The sequence below is a fragment of the Streptomyces ferrugineus genome, from assembly GCF_015160855.1.
GTDB classification, from domain to species: Bacteria; Actinomycetota; Actinomycetes; order Streptomycetales; family Streptomycetaceae; genus Streptomyces; species Streptomyces ferrugineus.
Window position 1 is genome coordinate 4,578,860 of record NZ_CP063373.1, and the last position, 13,312, is coordinate 4,592,171.

Consider the following 13,312-nt stretch of genomic DNA (forward strand, 5'->3'; position numbering starts at 1 on the left):
CGATAGGTGATCAGTCGCAACCGGTCCACCTGGCATTCTGCGCTTGATCACTATTATAAGGTAAGCCTTACCTAGCTGCCTCTCATTGAAACCTCGTACAGGAGCACAGATGTCCGTGGCGCGCACGCTCGGTGATGTCTATGCCCGGCTCACCGAACTCTGCACGGTGCTGTCGGTGCGAGTCGCCGAGGAGGGCCGGGCAGGTGTGTCGGCGGCGGAGTTGGTCAAGGACGAGTCCGTGCTCGACGCCTTCGTGGCGGCCGAGGCGGCCCGGATTCACGACCGCTACGGGGTCGTTCCGCGTCGCGACGTCGCCGCCTCGCGCGCCCTGCACGACTACGCCTGGTCGGTCTCGCTCCTGATGAGCGGAGCCCGGTACCTCGAACGCCGAGTGCCCCGGATCCGGCCCGAGGACCTGCGCCTGGACCTCGCCACCGCCGAGTTCACCATCACGCCCGGGAGCGACCTCACCTGCCTGACCGACGACCCGGCGGCCAGACTTCCCGGAGTGGTGACGGTCCCTCATGAAGAGGCGCTGGACGGCGAGTTGCGGGCCGCGGTCGCCGATCACATGGGCCCGCTGCTGGACGCCATCGGACCCATCGCCCGGCGCCGCTCACGCGCCCTGTGGGGCATGGTCTGCGACGACCTGGTCTCCGGCATCTGGTACCTCGGCCGCATGCTGGGCCGCGAGGACGAGGCCGTGCGGGCGGCCGGCCGACTGCTGCCGGGCCCCGTGGCCCCGTACCCGAGCGGCGCCGACTTCCGTCACCTCACGACCGACGACGGGCGCCGGCACCCCACCCGCACCCGCGCCGGATGCTGCATGTACTACACGATCCGCCCGGCCGAGGCGTGCGCCACCTGCCCCCGCACCTGCGACGCGGAGCGGCTGCGCCGCCTTCAGGGCTGAAACGGCGATCGGCGGCCGCGCCGCATGACACGGCGCGCCACAACCGGCCGAGTTCACTCGGCCGTGGCCAGGAACTGCGTCGCCGCCAGCTCCGCGTACAGCGGGTCCGCGGCCACCAGTTCGCGATGCGTGCCCACCGCGCGCACCCGGCCCGCGTCCATCACCACGATCCGGTCGGCCATCGTCACCGTCGACAGACGGTGCGCGACGACCAGCACCGTGGTGGTACGGGCGACATCGGCGACCGTGTCGCGCAGCGCCGCCTCGTTCACCGCGTCCAACTGGGACGTCGCCTCGTCGAGCAGCAGCAGCCGGGGGCGGCGCAGCAGGGCGCGGGCGATGGCCACGCGCTGGCGCTCACCGCCCGACAGCCTGGTGCCGCGATGCCCGACGAGCGTCTCCAGACCGTCGGGCAGCCGCGCGACCAGCCCGTCCAGCCGGGTCGTCTTCAGCACGCGGGTGAGGGAGCCCTCGTCCGCGTCCGGATTGCCGAGCAGCAGATTGGCGCGCAGCGAGCCCGACAGCACCGGCGCGTCCTGCTCGACATAGCCGATCGCGGAGCGCAGTTGAGGCAGCTCCCAGTCCGCCAGATCCCGCCCGTCCAGCGAGATGGTCCCGCCCTCGGGGTCGTAGAACCGCTCGATCAGCGAGAAGACCGTCGTCTTGCCGGCCCCCGACGGACCCACGAACGCCGTCATGCCCCGCGCGGGCACGGCGAACGTCACCCCGTGATGGACGTACGGCAGATCCTCCGCGTACCGGAAGCGCACGTCCTCGAAGGCCAGCGCGGCGGGCTCCGCCCCGGTGGCGGGCAACGGCGCGGGCTGCGCGGCCGGTTCGGCGGGCAGCCGCAGCGCCTCCTGGATCCGGGCCAGCGCCGCCGCCCCCGTCTGGTACTGCGTGATCGCGCCGACGACCTGTTGGATCGGCGACATCAGATAGAAGACGTACAGCAGGAACGCCACCAGCGTGCCGATGTCGATCGCCCCGGTCGCCACCCGCGCCCCGCCCACCGCGAGCACCGTGATGAACGCGATCTGCATGGCGAGCCCGGCCGTGTTGCCCGCCGCGGCCGACCACTTGGCGGCCCGCACGCTCTGCCGCCACGACTCCTCGGCGGCCTCGTGCAGCGTCCGCTCCTCACGGTGCTCCGCGCCGGACGCCTTCACCGTGCGCAGCGCGCTGAGGATCCGCTCCAGCGAAGCCCCCATCACACCGACCGCGTCCTGCGCCTGCCGGCTGGCCTTGTTGATGCGCGGCACGATCACGCCGAGCACCGTGCCGGCGCCCAGGATCACGGCGAGCGTGACCGCGAGCAGCACCGGATCCACCAGCCCCATCATCACCACCGTCGCTGCCAGGGTCAGCCCTCCGGTGCCGAGCCCCACCAGCGAATCGGTCGTGACCTCGCGCAGCAGCGTCGTGTCGGAGGTGATCCGGGCCATCAGATCGCCCGGCTCACTGCGGTCCACGGCCGTGATCCGCAGCCGCAGCAGATACGACGACAGGGCGCGCCGCGCGCCGAGCACCACCGACTCGGCGGTGCGCCGCAGCACGTATGAACCCAGCGCGCCCAGCGCCGCGTTGGCGACCACCAGCGCCGACATGATCACCAGCGCCCCGGTGATGGCCCGGTCATGGGACAGGTCGTCGATCAACTCCCGTGCCACCAGCGGCAGAAGCAGCCCCGTGGCACCCGTGACCAGTGAGAGCAGGGCGCCCACCAGCAGGGTCCACCGGTGTGGGCGCACATAGCCCAGGAGCAGCCGCCAGGTGGGCGGAGCGGCGGGGTTCTCGGCGATGCTCACGGGGCTCCTCCGGAGTCGTACGGAGCATTCAGGCTACGTCGGCTCCCGGCCGCGGGGCCTGCCGGTTTCCGGGAGGGTAAAATACCCCTAAGGGTATGAAGAGGAGTGGACGTGGAGCTTCAGTTCGAGGGCGATGACCTCAAGTCGGTGCTGAACCGGCTGCGCCGGGCGCAGGGGCAGATCTCCGGAGTGATCAGGATGATCGAGGAGGGCCGCGACTGCGAGGACGTGGTCACCCAGCTCGCCGCCGCCTCGCGCGCCCTCGACCGGGCCGGCTTCGCGATCATCGCGACCGGGCTGCAGCAGTGCCTCACCGACACCGAGAAGGGCCGCGACAACGGGGAGACGACGGAGCAGATGAAGGCCCGCCTGGAGAAGCTCTTCCTGTCGCTGGCGTAGGCGCGGTCGTGACCGGAAGCGGAGGTGAAGGCCGCCGCCTCCGTGCCTCTACCGATCAGTCACGTCTAGGGTCGGATGTGCACGAAGATCCGCGGAGGAAAGGTTTGGCACCATGGCGCAGGAAGTGCGGGGCGTGATCGCACCGGGCAAGGACGAGGCCGTGCGTGTGGAGACGATCGTCGTGCCGGATCCGGGGCCGGGCGAAGCCGTCGTACAGGTGCAGGCCTGCGGGGTGTGTCACACCGACCTGCACTACAAGCAGGGCGGCATCAGCGACGACTTCCCCTTCCTGCTCGGTCACGAGGCGGCCGGCGTGGTGGAGTCGGTCGGCGAGGGTGTCACGGACGTCGCACCCGGTGACTTCGTCATCCTCAACTGGCGTGCCGTGTGCGGCAACTGCCGCGCCTGTCTGCGCGGGCGCCCCTGGTACTGCTTCGACACCCACAACGCCAAGCAGAAGATGACCCTCGCCGCCACCGGCCAGGAGCTCTCCCCGGCGCTCGGCATCGGCGCCTTCGCCGAGAAGACGCTGGTCGCGGCCGGACAGTGCACCAAGGTCGACCGGTCGGTGGCCCCGGCGGTGGCCGGACTGCTGGGCTGCGGGGTGATGGCGGGCATCGGCGCCGCCATCAACACCGGCGGTGTGGGCCGCGGCGACTCCGTCGCCGTCATCGGCTGCGGCGGTGTCGGCGACGCGGCCATCGCCGGATCGAACCTGGCCGGCGCCGCGAAGATCATCGCCGTGGACATCGACGACCGGAAGCTGGCCAAGGCCCGCACGATGGGCGCCACGCACACCGTCAACTCCAAGGAGACCGATCCGGTCGCGGCGATCCGCGAGCTGACCGGCGGCTTCGGAGCCGACGTCGTGATCGAGGCGGTCGGCCGCCCGGAGACGTACCGGCAGGCCTTCTACGCCCGCGACCTGGCCGGCACGGTCGTCCTGGTCGGCGTGCCCACCCCCGAGATGAAGCTCGAACTGCCGCTGCTCGACGTCTTCGGCCGCGGCGGGTCGCTCAAGTCCTCCTGGTACGGCGACTGCCTGCCCTCCCGCGACTTCCCGATGCTGATCGACCTGCACCAGCAGGGCCGCCTGGACCTGGGCGCGTTCGTCACCGAGACCATCCAGCTGGACGAGGTGGAGAAGGCGTTCGAGCGGATGCACCACGGCGACGTCCTGCGCTCGGTGGTGGTGCTCTGATGGCCGCCCGCATCGAACGCCTCGTCACCTCCGGGCAGTTCACGCTCGACGGCGGCACCTGGGACGTCGACAACAACGTGTGGCTGGTCGGCGACGACCACGAGGTCGTCGTCATCGACGCCGCCCACGACGCCGACGCCATCGCCGAGGCCGTCGGCGACCGGCGCCTCACCGCGATCGTGTGCACCCACGCCCACAACGACCACATCGACGCCGCGCCCGCCCTGGCCGACCGCACCGGCGCCACGATCTGGCTGCACCCGGACGACCTGCCGCTGTGGAAGCTGACCCACCCGGACCGCGACCCCGACGCCCACCTCCTGGACGGCCAGGTCATCGAGGCGGCGGGCGCCGACCTGACGGTCCTGCACACCCCGGGGCACGCACCGGGCGCGGTCTGTCTGCACGACCCCGGCCTGGGCGTCGTCTTCACCGGCGACACCCTGTTCCAGGGCGGCCCCGGCGCCACCGGCCGCTCCTACTCCCACTTCCCGACGATCATCGACTCGATCCGCGACCGGCTGCTCACCCTCCCGCCCGAGACCAGGGTCCTCACCGGCCACGGCGAGACGACCACCATCGGCGACGAGGCCCCGCACCTGGCGGAGTGGATCGACCGAGGCCACTGAGGCCGGAACCGGTCGGACCGGAAAACCCGTGGTCAGGGGCGTGGCGCGACCGTACGATCACGCCCCATGACCACCAACACGCTCGTGACCCTGCATGACGTACGCGTCCTGCGCTGCGCTCCCGACGGCCCGCCCCTGGACAGCGAGAGCGCGGCGCTCGATCTGATCGGCGACGCCTTCGGGCAGGAGGCCGAGGTGGTCGCCGTGCCCGTGGAGCGCGCCGGGGACGAGTTCTTCCGGCTGCGGTCGGGCGTCGCGGGCGCGGTCATGCAGAAGTTCGCGAACTACCGGCTGCGCCTGGTCCTCGTCGGCGACATCTCCCACCACATTGCCGAGAGCACGGCCCTGCGCGACTTCGTCCACGAGACCAACGGCGGCGGTCACATCTGGTTCCTGCCGACCTACGACGACCTCGACGCCCGCCTGCGCCCGGCCGGGTGACCCCTCGACAGGACCGGTAAAAGACGACAGAAGATGTCCGGCTTACCCGGCACCCTCGGGAACGACACCGCACACGAGGCACGGGAGGCCGGACATGTCACAGCCGCTGAAGGACAGGGTCGCGCTGGTCGCCGGGGCGACACGGGGAGCCGGACGCGGCATCGCCGTGGAGCTCGGGGCGGCCGGCGCCACCGTCTACGTCACGGGACGCAGCACACGCGCCCGGCGCTCGGAGTACGACCGCCCGGAGACCATCGAGGACACCGCCGACCTGGTCACCGAGGCGGGCGGCCAGGGCATCGCCGTACCCACCGACCACCTCGACCCGACGCAGGTCCGCACCCTCGTGGACCGCATCGCCGACGAACAGGGCCGCCTCGACGTCCTCGTCAACGACGTCTGGGGCGGCGAGAAGCTCTTCGCCTGGGACAGCCCCGTCTGGGAGCACGACCTCGACAAGGGCCTCAGGCTGTTGCGCCTCGCGGTCGAGACCCACGCCATCACCAGCCACCACGCCCTGCCGCTGCTGCTGCGCCACCCGGGCGGACTGGTGGTCGAGATGACCGACGGCACGGCTGACTACAACAACGCCCACTACCGCAACTCCTTCTTCTACGACCTCGCCAAGGTGTCCGTGCTGCGCATGGCCTTCTCCCTCGGCCATGAACTCGGACCGCGCGGCGCCACCGCCGTCGCGCTCACCCCGGGCTGGCTGCGCTCGGAGATGATGCTGGAGGGCTTCGGTGTGCGGGAGGACAACTGGCGCGACGCCCTCGAACGCGTCCCGCACTTCGCCATCTCCGAGACCCCGCGCTACGTCGGCCGCGCCGTCGCCGCCCTCGCCGCCGACCCGGACGTGGCCCGCTGGAACGGCGAGTCCCTCTCCAGCGGGCAGCTCGCCCGGGTCTACGGCTTCACCGACCTCGACGGCAGCCGCCCCGACGCCTGGCGGTATCTGGTCGAGGTGCAGGACGCGGGGAAGCCGGCGGACCCGGCCGGTTACCGCTGAGCGGGCACCGCGTCGGCCGCGGGGGACGGCCAGCGCGCCGAGTGGCCCGGCGGGAGGCCCAGGTCCTCCCGCACCGCCGTGTAGTAGCCCTCGCGTCCGGCGCGCTGCCGCTCCAGCAGCGATTGCCAGGCCTTGGGATCCCGGGTGCTCGCGCGTACGAAACGCTCCATCTCCATCGCCGTCATCACCCAGTCCCGTGCCCGGTCCACCACCACGGTGCTGCCGAGCATGATCAGCGCCTCGCCCGCCGGATCCCGGCGGCTGGTCGCCTCGCCCAGCAGCGGTTTGGCCTCCTCCAGGGGCAGGGGATCCGGGTGCGGGTCGACGCCGAGCGCGGCGGCGACCCGGAACGACACCGTGACCGTCTTCTTCACCGAGTGCGCGTAGTCGGCGTACACCGCCAGCTTGCGCTCCTCCCAACGCGCCGCCTGCTCCCGGCGAAACCTCGCCTGATCACCCCGCACGACGACCACGTACGAACCGAGCGCGCCGATCACGACGCCGAGGAGCGCGGGGAGTTGCTGAATGAACACCGACATGTTCGTACGCTATCTGCCCGGATGATCGTTTCGGGACTACGTTTGCGTCCATGACGGACACGACGCGCTTCGCGGCTCACGCAGTCCTGATCACCGGCGCGGCCCGCGGCATCGGCGCCGCCACCGCGCTCCGGTTCGCCCAGGAGGGCGCGCGCGTCCTGCTGACCGACCGGGACGGACCCGAGGTCGAGGAGACGGCGGCGGAGCTGCGGGGGCGCGGACTCGTGGCGCGGGCGCTGGTGTGCGACGTCGCCGACCGCGACTCCGTCGAGGCGGCCGTGACCCGCGCCGTGGAGGTCTTCGGCTCGCTCGACGTCCTCGTCAACAGCGCGGCCTGCTGCACACCCGACACCGAGCTCTTCGAGGACGGCCCGGACGAGGCGTGGGCCAGCGACCTCGACATCACCCTGACCGGCACCTACCGCTGCTGCCGCGCCGCCCTCCCGCACCTGGCCGCCACGGGGCGCGGCGCCATCGTGAACATCGGCTCCGTCAACGCCCTCCAGGACTTCGGCAACCACGGCTACAGCGCGGCGAAGGCCGCCCTGGGCTCCCTCACCCGCACGCTCGCGGGCCATGCCGCCGCCCGCGGCGTCCGGGTCAACCTGGTGACGCCGGGCACGGTGCGCACCTCGGCGTGGCAGGGGCGGGACGCGGAGCTGGACGCGGTCCGCGGGCTGTACCCCCTGGGCCGGGTCGGCGAACCCGAGGACATCGCCGCGGCGGTGGCCTTCCTGGCGTCGCGCGACGCGGCCTGGATCACCGGCACCACCCTCACCGTCGACGGCGGCCTCACCGCGGTCAACACCGGATTCCGGGCCGCGGTCCGGCGCCCGGGCGACGACGCCTGAAGCGTCCGGCCCGAGTCCGCCGCGCCCGCCGGCCTGGCGATGTTTCACCGTTTGGTCACAGCCCGGCCAACGCCACAACCGATGCCCCCGCAGGCCGGTCTAGCAGGCAGAAGTCCACAGGAACACGCAGGGGAAGGGCCTGGCCATGGGGGACATACGCAGACGGCGCGCCGTCGCACTCGGCATCACCGCGGGACTGGTAGCACCGCTCACACTGACGCTCACCGCCGCACCGGCGCAGGCGGCCGCGAGCTGTACGACCCAGGCAGGGCCGTACCAGAAGAAGGTGGAGAAGTTCCTCGGCCGCCCGGTCGACGGCAGGCAGTCCGCCGCCGACTGCAGGGCCATCCGGGCCTTCCAGACCAAGCACGGCATCACCCCGAACGTCGGCTACGCGGGTCCCATCACCTGGGGCGTGATGGACCTGATGAACAAGCAGAAGGCCGTCGGCAGGAACCCCAACAGGGACGGCAAGTGCCCCGTCAACAAGGGCCGGATCGCCTGTGTGAACCTCACGCTCCAGTTGAGCTGGATCCAGGACGGCAGCAGGCTGGTGTACGGCCCGGTCCCGGTCCGCACCGGCCGTAACGGCTACGAGACGCGCACTGGTCTGAAGAAGATCTACTGGCGCAACATCGACCACGTGTCGACGATCTACCACGTGCCCATGCCCTACGCGCAGTTCTTCGACGGCGGCCAGGCCTTCCACTCGGTCGGCGTCAGCATGTGGAACCCGCCGGGCTCGCACGGCTGCGTCAACATGACCAAGACCAGTGCCAAGAAGTACTGGTCGCTGCTGAAGAACGGCGACGACGTCTACGTGTACGGCCGCAAGCCGGGCACCTGAGAGATCTCGGGCACCCGGCTCGCGGAGAAACGTCACGCCTCGGGGGCGTCCCCGAAGTCCGGGATGTCCAGCCTGGCCCCGCCCTGCCGCGCCGACTCGTGCGCGACGATGCCCGGCAGGGTGTAGCGGGCCGCCACCCACGCGTTCACGGACGGCAGACTGCGGCTGTTGACCGCGGTCACGAAGTCGTCGACCAGGAAGTGGTGGCTGCCCTCGTGGCCGTTGTGCAGGTTGTCGAACTCCCTCGGCAGCCGGGCGCGGTCGTGCACCGGCGCCGAACCCGAGGTGAAGGCCGCCCGCAGCTCCGGCGCGATGTGCTGGAGCGAGGGGTCGTCGGGGGACAGGGTGGGCTTGGGCTCCAGCAGCTCGCTGATGTCCCTGACCCCCTTCTTGTCCTGCCACAGGGCCACCGTGGCGAGCTGCTCCATGCTCGCCTCGGTGCCGAAGAAGCGGAACCGCGACTCCCTTATGTGCGAGGGGTAGCCCACCCGGCGGAACTCGTTCGTACGGAACGACCCGCCGCCCGCGACCTCGAACAGCGCGGTCGCGTTGGACACGTCGTTGTCGAACTGGGAGACGCCCTTGTCGAAGACGCCGTCGCCCCGGTCGTCCACGACCCCGATCGCCGAGACGCTGACGGCGTGCGTCCGCCATGCCCCGAGCACGCCGCCGACCGAGTGCGTCGGGTACAGCAGCGGGGGATAGGAGGCGGTCGCCTTCCAGTTCTCGCCGCCGCTGTACTGGTACGCCTCGTAGAACCCCAGGTCCATGTCGTGGACGTAGTCGCCCTCGGCGTAGAACAGCCGCCCGAAGGCGCCCTCGGCGATCTGGTTGCGGGCGTGCACGGTCGCCGGGTTGTACTGGCTGGTCTCGCCCATCATGTACGTCAGTCCCGTCGCCTTGACCGCGTCGATGATGGCCGCGATCTCCTCGGCGGTGATCGCCATGGGCACGGCGGAGTAGACGTGCTTGCCGGCGTTGAGGCCCTGGAGCACCAAGGGGCCGTGGGTCCAGCGCTGGGTGAAGACGGCGACCGCGTCGACGGCCTTCGACTCCAGCATGGCCTCGTACGACGGGAAGGTGCCCGCGAGCCCCTGTGCTTCGGCGAGCTGCTCGGCCCGCTCGGGCAGCAGATCGGTGACGTACACGTCGCTGACGCCGGGGTGGGCCTGGAACAGCGTGGCGAACTGGCCGGAGAACTGGCCGGCGCCGACGATGCCGAGGGAGAACGTCATGTAAGGCATGCCCTTCATTGGTCAAGAGATGACTGGTCGAGAGATCACTGGGAGAGGATCAGATTGATCTGGTCGTTGGTCCGGTCGAGGCTGCTGACGGACTCGCCGTTGCCGTAGATGTCCTCCATCGCCGGCGTCATCAGCGCGGTCACGTCGGCCGCGTAGTTGGTGATCGGGTAGGAGAAGGTCCGGAAGTCCTTCTTGTCGGCCACGGGTTCGGTGAACGCCGTGACGTCGATGCCCTTCTTCTCGTAGGCGGCGATGGCCGCCTCGGTGCCCGCGGGGGTGGCGGGGAAGACGACCCCGGCCCTGCCCACCACGGTCTGGCACTTGTCCGAGGCCAGGTAGGCCACCCACTTGCGGGCGCCCGCCTTGTTCTTGGAGGCCTTGGAGATGGAGTCGGCGAGGCCGTTCATCATGGTGGCGCGTTTGCCGGTCGGGCCGACGGGGGTCAGCGCGGTCTTGATGTCGAGGCCCTTGAAGCCGTCGTAGCTGGAGATCATCCAGGCCCCGTCGAGCGCGGCGGCCGCCTTGCCGGCGGCGACCTGGGTGTTGGCCTGGTTGGACTGGACGTTGTAGTCGGAGAACGGGGCCAGGTAGCCCTTCTTCGCCAGGCCGAAGTACCAGTCGATGACGGACTGGAAGGTCTTGCTGTCGTACTGGTACTCGGTTCCCCAGCGTGCCTTCTCCGTGTAGCTCCACCCGGCGGAGGCGGCGAAGGAGCTCCACTGAGTCTGGCCGTCGCCGAAGCCGCCGCCGTTGGTGGCCAGCCCGTAGACCTTGACGTTGTCCTTGTCGAAGCCGGGCTCGTCACCCCGCCGGCCCTTGGCGTCGACGGTGAGATGGGCGATCGCCTTCTCGAAGGTGCCGCCGTCCTTCGGGTTCCAGGCCAGCGAGTTGAGCTGCTCGGCGGTCAGCCCGGCGTCCTTGGCCATCTTGTCGTTGTAGAAGAGGGCGACGGTGTCCCAGTCCTTCGGGGTGCCGTAGCGGTGGCCGTCCTGGCCGATCCAGTTGGCGGCCAGGCCCGGCTGGTAGTCGGAGTCCTTGATGCCCAGGTCGTCCAGCGGCTCCAGCACCTTCAGATCGGCGAACTGGCCGAACTTCTGGATGTGGTCGGTGAACACGTCCGGCTGGGTGCCCGCGATGAACCCGGCGGTGAGCTTGGTCCAGTAGTCGCTCCACCCCAACTGGGTGATCTTCACCTTCAACCCGGGGTTCTCCTGCTCGAACCCCTTCGCACAGGCCTGATAGGCGGGCAGCTGGTTGGTGTCCCACAGCCAGTACGTCACCGTGTTCGAGGACGCCCCGGTCGAGTCGCCCTGCGCACAGCCCGCCGCCAGGGACAGGGTGAGCGCTCCGGCCAGCGCGGTCAGCGTACGAAGTCGCATGGTCAGGTCCCTCACTTGATCCCGGTGAAGCCGATGGTGCTGACGATGCGGCGGGCGAAGCAGGCGAACAGCACCAGCATCGGCAGCGCGGCGATGAGCGTCGCCGCCGTGAGCCCCGACCAGTCGACGCCGGTGGCCGGGGTCTGCGCCCGGAAGATCGCCAGGGCCACGGTCAGCACGCGCGAGCTGTCGCTGTAGGAGACCATCAGCGGCCAGAAGTAGTCGTTCCAGGACGTGATGTACGTCAGCACCGACAGCGTGATGACCGGCGTGGACGCCATCGGCAGGATCACCCGGAAGAAGATCCGCACCTTCCCCGCGCCGTCGAGCAGCGCCGCCTCCTCGACCTCCTGGGGGATGTTCATGAAGAACTGCCGCAGGAAGAACACCGCGAACGGCGTCATGAACAGGCTCGGCAGTGCGATGCCCAACAGGCTGTCCACCAGGTGGAGTTCCTTGATGAGCACGAAGTTCGGCAGCAGCGTGAAGATGGTCGGCACCATCAGCCCGGCCAGGAACAGCGCGAACACCTTGTCCCGGCCCCGCCAGCGCAGCCGCGCGAAGGCGTACGCGGCCATCGCCGAGAAGAAGATCTGGCAGCCGGTGATCAGGGTCGAGACGATCACCGAGTTGAGCAGATAGCGCCAGAAGTCGAGCCCGCCGCCGGCACCTCCCTGGGCGACGGCCTCCTGGGCGGACTGCAGCCCCAGGGCCCGCTCGAAGCCGCTGGTGCTCAGGTCGACGGGGAGGGGGTCGGCGGGACTGGCGTTGAGGCCCGCGTTGGTGGACAGCGCGGTGCGCAGGATCCAGTAGAACGGCAGCAGGGTGATCAGGACGATCAGGCCCAGCACGGTCCAGGCGGCGGCCCGGCCGGGGGAGAACCTGCGGCGCGGCGGTCGTACGGTCGTGGTGGTGGGTGCGGTCACGGCGGCCATGTCGGTGTCTCCCTTCCGTCAGCCGAGATCCGTCTGGCCGGCCCGGGTGAGCCGGTACTGCAGGACGGTGATCGCGCTCAGGACGACCAGCAGCGCGACGGACATCGCGGAGGCGTAGCCGAACTGGAAGCGGCCGAAGGCGGAGCCGTAGATGTAGTACTGGAGCACGTTGGTCGCGTTCGCCGGACCGCCCGCGGTCGTCACGGCGACCGTGTCGAACACCTGGAACGAACCGATCACCGTCATGATCAGCACGACCGCGAGGACCGGCCGCAGCAGCGGCATGGTGATCCGCCAGAACATCCGCCACTCGCTCGCGCCGTCGACCTTGGCCGCCTCGTACATGTCGCCCGGTATCGCCTGCAGACCGGCGAACAGCAGCAGCGCGGTGTAGCCGACGTGCCGCCACACGTTGATCAGGGCGATGGTGGGGATGGCCCAGGTCTCGTCGTTGAGGAACGCGATCCGGTCGACGCCGAGCGCGTTGATGATCTCGTTGCCGATGCCCAGCTGGGTGTCCAGGATCCACAGCCAGACCAGGCCCGCGACCACGTTCGACATCAGATACGGCGTGAGCACGATCCCGCGCAGCACCGCGGACTGCGTCAGTCGCTGGAGGAGTACGGCGATGGCGAGTGCCGCCACCGTCTGCACGCCGATGTTGATGATCACGTACTCGACGGTGACCGTCAGCGAGTCCCAGAAGATCGGGTCGTGGACCATCCGCACGTGGTTGTCCAGGCCCACCCACTCCGCCGGCGTCAGCAGGTTGAAGCGGGTGAAGCTCAGGTAGACGCCCCGCAGCGTGGGCCAGAGCAGGAAGACGGCGAAGCCCAGCAGCGCGGGTGCGAGGAACACCGCGGCGAGCCGCCCGTCTCCCTGGTCGTCGCGGGTCGCCGCCCGCCGTGTCCGCTGCTTGGTCCCTGCCCCTTCGGCGCCGCCCAGGGGGAGACGCGACGGGGGACTGCTGGAGGCGATGGTCATCGGGAGACTCCCTCGGCTGCGGCTCGTCCTCGGCCACTTACTTTTGTGGCGGAAGAATCCAGCCGTCAAGAGTGCGGCGAACATCTTCTTCAAGCCGCCCGTGCTGCCTTAGACTGGCCTGGTTGTTTTCGAA

At 70.2% G+C, this 13,312-nt stretch carries 14 protein-coding genes; 8 read left to right on the forward strand and 6 right to left on the reverse strand.

The features are described 5' to 3' along the window. Positions 1-109: 109 nt before the first annotated feature. On the forward strand, positions 110-913 hold the full coding sequence (locus tag IM697_RS20895) for a (2Fe-2S)-binding protein (RefSeq protein ID WP_194049225.1): 804 nt from the start codon (positions 110-112) through the stop codon (positions 911-913). A gap of 53 nt (positions 914-966) precedes the next feature. Here the strand turns inward: IM697_RS20895 and IM697_RS20900 are convergent, their stop codons facing one another. Further along, positions 967-2,721 carry an ABC transporter ATP-binding protein gene (locus IM697_RS20900; protein WP_194049226.1) on the reverse strand — a complete coding sequence of 585 codons (1,755 nt, stop codon included), beginning with the start codon at positions 2,719-2,721 and terminating at the stop codon, positions 967-969. A 111-nt stretch (positions 2,722-2,832) separates the two neighbouring features. On the opposite strand from IM697_RS20900, the gene IM697_RS20905 reads away from it, so the two are divergent. The 5 genes from IM697_RS20905 to IM697_RS20925 all read left to right on the forward strand — a co-directional run bounded on the left by IM697_RS20905 (position 2,833) and on the right by IM697_RS20925 (position 6,400). Continuing rightward, positions 2,833-3,120: a metal-sensitive transcriptional regulator gene (locus IM697_RS20905; RefSeq protein ID WP_194049227.1), complete on the forward strand. Its 288-nt coding sequence runs from the start codon at positions 2,833-2,835 to the stop codon at positions 3,118-3,120. Between the two features lie 112 nt (positions 3,121-3,232). After that, a complete protein-coding gene (locus IM697_RS20910) occupies positions 3,233-4,321 on the forward strand; it encodes an S-(hydroxymethyl)mycothiol dehydrogenase (RefSeq protein WP_194049228.1) in 1,089 nt (362 codons plus the stop codon). Then, positions 4,321-4,950, forward strand: coding sequence for an MBL fold metallo-hydrolase (locus tag IM697_RS20915; RefSeq protein WP_194049229.1), 630 nt, complete (start codon positions 4,321-4,323; stop codon positions 4,948-4,950). The genes IM697_RS20910 and IM697_RS20915 overlap by 1 nt, the downstream gene beginning before the upstream one ends. A 66-nt stretch (positions 4,951-5,016) precedes the next feature. Further along, entirely contained in the window at positions 5,017-5,391 is a 375-nt protein-coding gene (locus tag IM697_RS20920) for a DUF4180 domain-containing protein (RefSeq protein ID WP_194049230.1), read from the forward strand. A 94-nt stretch (positions 5,392-5,485) separates the two neighbouring features. Continuing rightward, entirely contained in the window at positions 5,486-6,400 is a 915-nt protein-coding gene (locus tag IM697_RS20925) for an SDR family oxidoreductase (protein ID WP_194049231.1), read from the forward strand. Here the strand turns inward: IM697_RS20925 and IM697_RS20930 are convergent. Then, positions 6,391-6,939: a hypothetical protein gene (locus IM697_RS20930; RefSeq protein WP_194049232.1), complete on the reverse strand. Its 549-nt coding sequence runs from the start codon at positions 6,937-6,939 to the stop codon at positions 6,391-6,393. The two genes, IM697_RS20925 and IM697_RS20930, sit on opposite strands and share 10 nt — an antisense overlap. 50 nt (positions 6,940-6,989) lie before the next feature. On the opposite strand from IM697_RS20930, the gene IM697_RS20935 reads away from it, so the two are divergent. Together IM697_RS20935 and IM697_RS20940 are read left to right on the forward strand one after the other, a co-directional pair. Then, positions 6,990-7,790 (forward strand): SDR family NAD(P)-dependent oxidoreductase, encoded by an 801-nt coding sequence (locus tag IM697_RS20935; protein ID WP_194049233.1) that lies wholly within the window; start codon positions 6,990-6,992, stop codon positions 7,788-7,790. 145 nt (positions 7,791-7,935) lie between these two features. Continuing rightward, the gene (locus IM697_RS20940; protein WP_194049234.1) at positions 7,936-8,637 is read left to right on the forward strand and encodes a L,D-transpeptidase family protein; all 702 of its coding nucleotides are present in this window, start codon (positions 7,936-7,938) and stop codon (positions 8,635-8,637) included. Between the two features lie 32 nt (positions 8,638-8,669). On the opposite strand, the gene IM697_RS20945 is transcribed toward IM697_RS20940, so the two are convergent. From IM697_RS20945 to IM697_RS20960, 4 genes are read right to left on the reverse strand one after another with little or no spacing between them, the layout of a single operon-like run. Beyond that, entirely contained in the window at positions 8,670-9,872 is a 1,203-nt protein-coding gene (locus tag IM697_RS20945) for a Gfo/Idh/MocA family protein (RefSeq protein ID WP_194049791.1), read from the reverse strand. A 44-nt stretch (positions 9,873-9,916) separates the two neighbouring features. Beyond that, on the reverse strand, positions 9,917-11,260 hold the full coding sequence (locus IM697_RS20950; protein WP_194049235.1) for an ABC transporter substrate-binding protein: 1,344 nt from the start codon (positions 11,258-11,260) through the stop codon (positions 9,917-9,919). Between the two features lie 11 nt (positions 11,261-11,271). Continuing rightward, positions 11,272-12,195: a carbohydrate ABC transporter permease gene (locus IM697_RS20955; protein ID WP_194049236.1), complete on the reverse strand. Its 924-nt coding sequence runs from the start codon at positions 12,193-12,195 to the stop codon at positions 11,272-11,274. 18 nt (positions 12,196-12,213) lie between these two features. Beyond that, positions 12,214-13,179, reverse strand: coding sequence for a carbohydrate ABC transporter permease (locus IM697_RS20960; RefSeq protein WP_194049237.1), 966 nt, complete (start codon positions 13,177-13,179; stop codon positions 12,214-12,216). Positions 13,180-13,312: the final 133 nt, after the last annotated feature.

What these genes read in the sequence shown, in the direction of transcription:
- IM697_RS20925 (WP_194049231.1), top strand. Translation starts at nt 5,486, where the DNA reads ATGTCACAGCCGCTGAAGGACAGGGTCGCGCTGGTCGCCGGGGCGACA.
- IM697_RS20940 (WP_194049234.1), top strand. Translation starts at nt 7,936, where the DNA reads ATGGGGGACATACGCAGACGGCGCGCCGTCGCACTCGGCATCACCGCG.
- IM697_RS20910 (WP_194049228.1), top strand. Translation starts at nt 3,233, where the DNA reads ATGGCGCAGGAAGTGCGGGGCGTGATCGCACCGGGCAAGGACGAGGCC.
- IM697_RS20915 (WP_194049229.1), top strand. Translation starts at nt 4,321, where the DNA reads ATGGCCGCCCGCATCGAACGCCTCGTCACCTCCGGGCAGTTCACGCTC.
- IM697_RS20950 (WP_194049235.1), bottom strand. Translation starts at nt 11,260, where the DNA reads ATGCGACTTCGTACGCTGACCGCGCTGGCCGGAGCGCTCACCCTGTCC.
- IM697_RS20895 (WP_194049225.1), top strand. Translation starts at nt 110, where the DNA reads ATGTCCGTGGCGCGCACGCTCGGTGATGTCTATGCCCGGCTCACCGAA.
- IM697_RS20960 (WP_194049237.1), bottom strand. Translation starts at nt 13,179, where the DNA reads ATGACCATCGCCTCCAGCAGTCCCCCGTCGCGTCTCCCCCTGGGCGGC.
- IM697_RS20930 (WP_194049232.1), bottom strand. Translation starts at nt 6,939, where the DNA reads ATGTCGGTGTTCATTCAGCAACTCCCCGCGCTCCTCGGCGTCGTGATC.
- IM697_RS20920 (WP_194049230.1), top strand. Translation starts at nt 5,017, where the DNA reads ATGACCACCAACACGCTCGTGACCCTGCATGACGTACGCGTCCTGCGC.
- IM697_RS20945 (WP_194049791.1), bottom strand. Translation starts at nt 9,872, where the DNA reads ATGACGTTCTCCCTCGGCATCGTCGGCGCCGGCCAGTTCTCCGGCCAG.
- IM697_RS20955 (WP_194049236.1), bottom strand. Translation starts at nt 12,195, where the DNA reads ATGGCCGCCGTGACCGCACCCACCACCACGACCGTACGACCGCCGCGC.
- IM697_RS20935 (WP_194049233.1), top strand. Translation starts at nt 6,990, where the DNA reads ATGACGGACACGACGCGCTTCGCGGCTCACGCAGTCCTGATCACCGGC.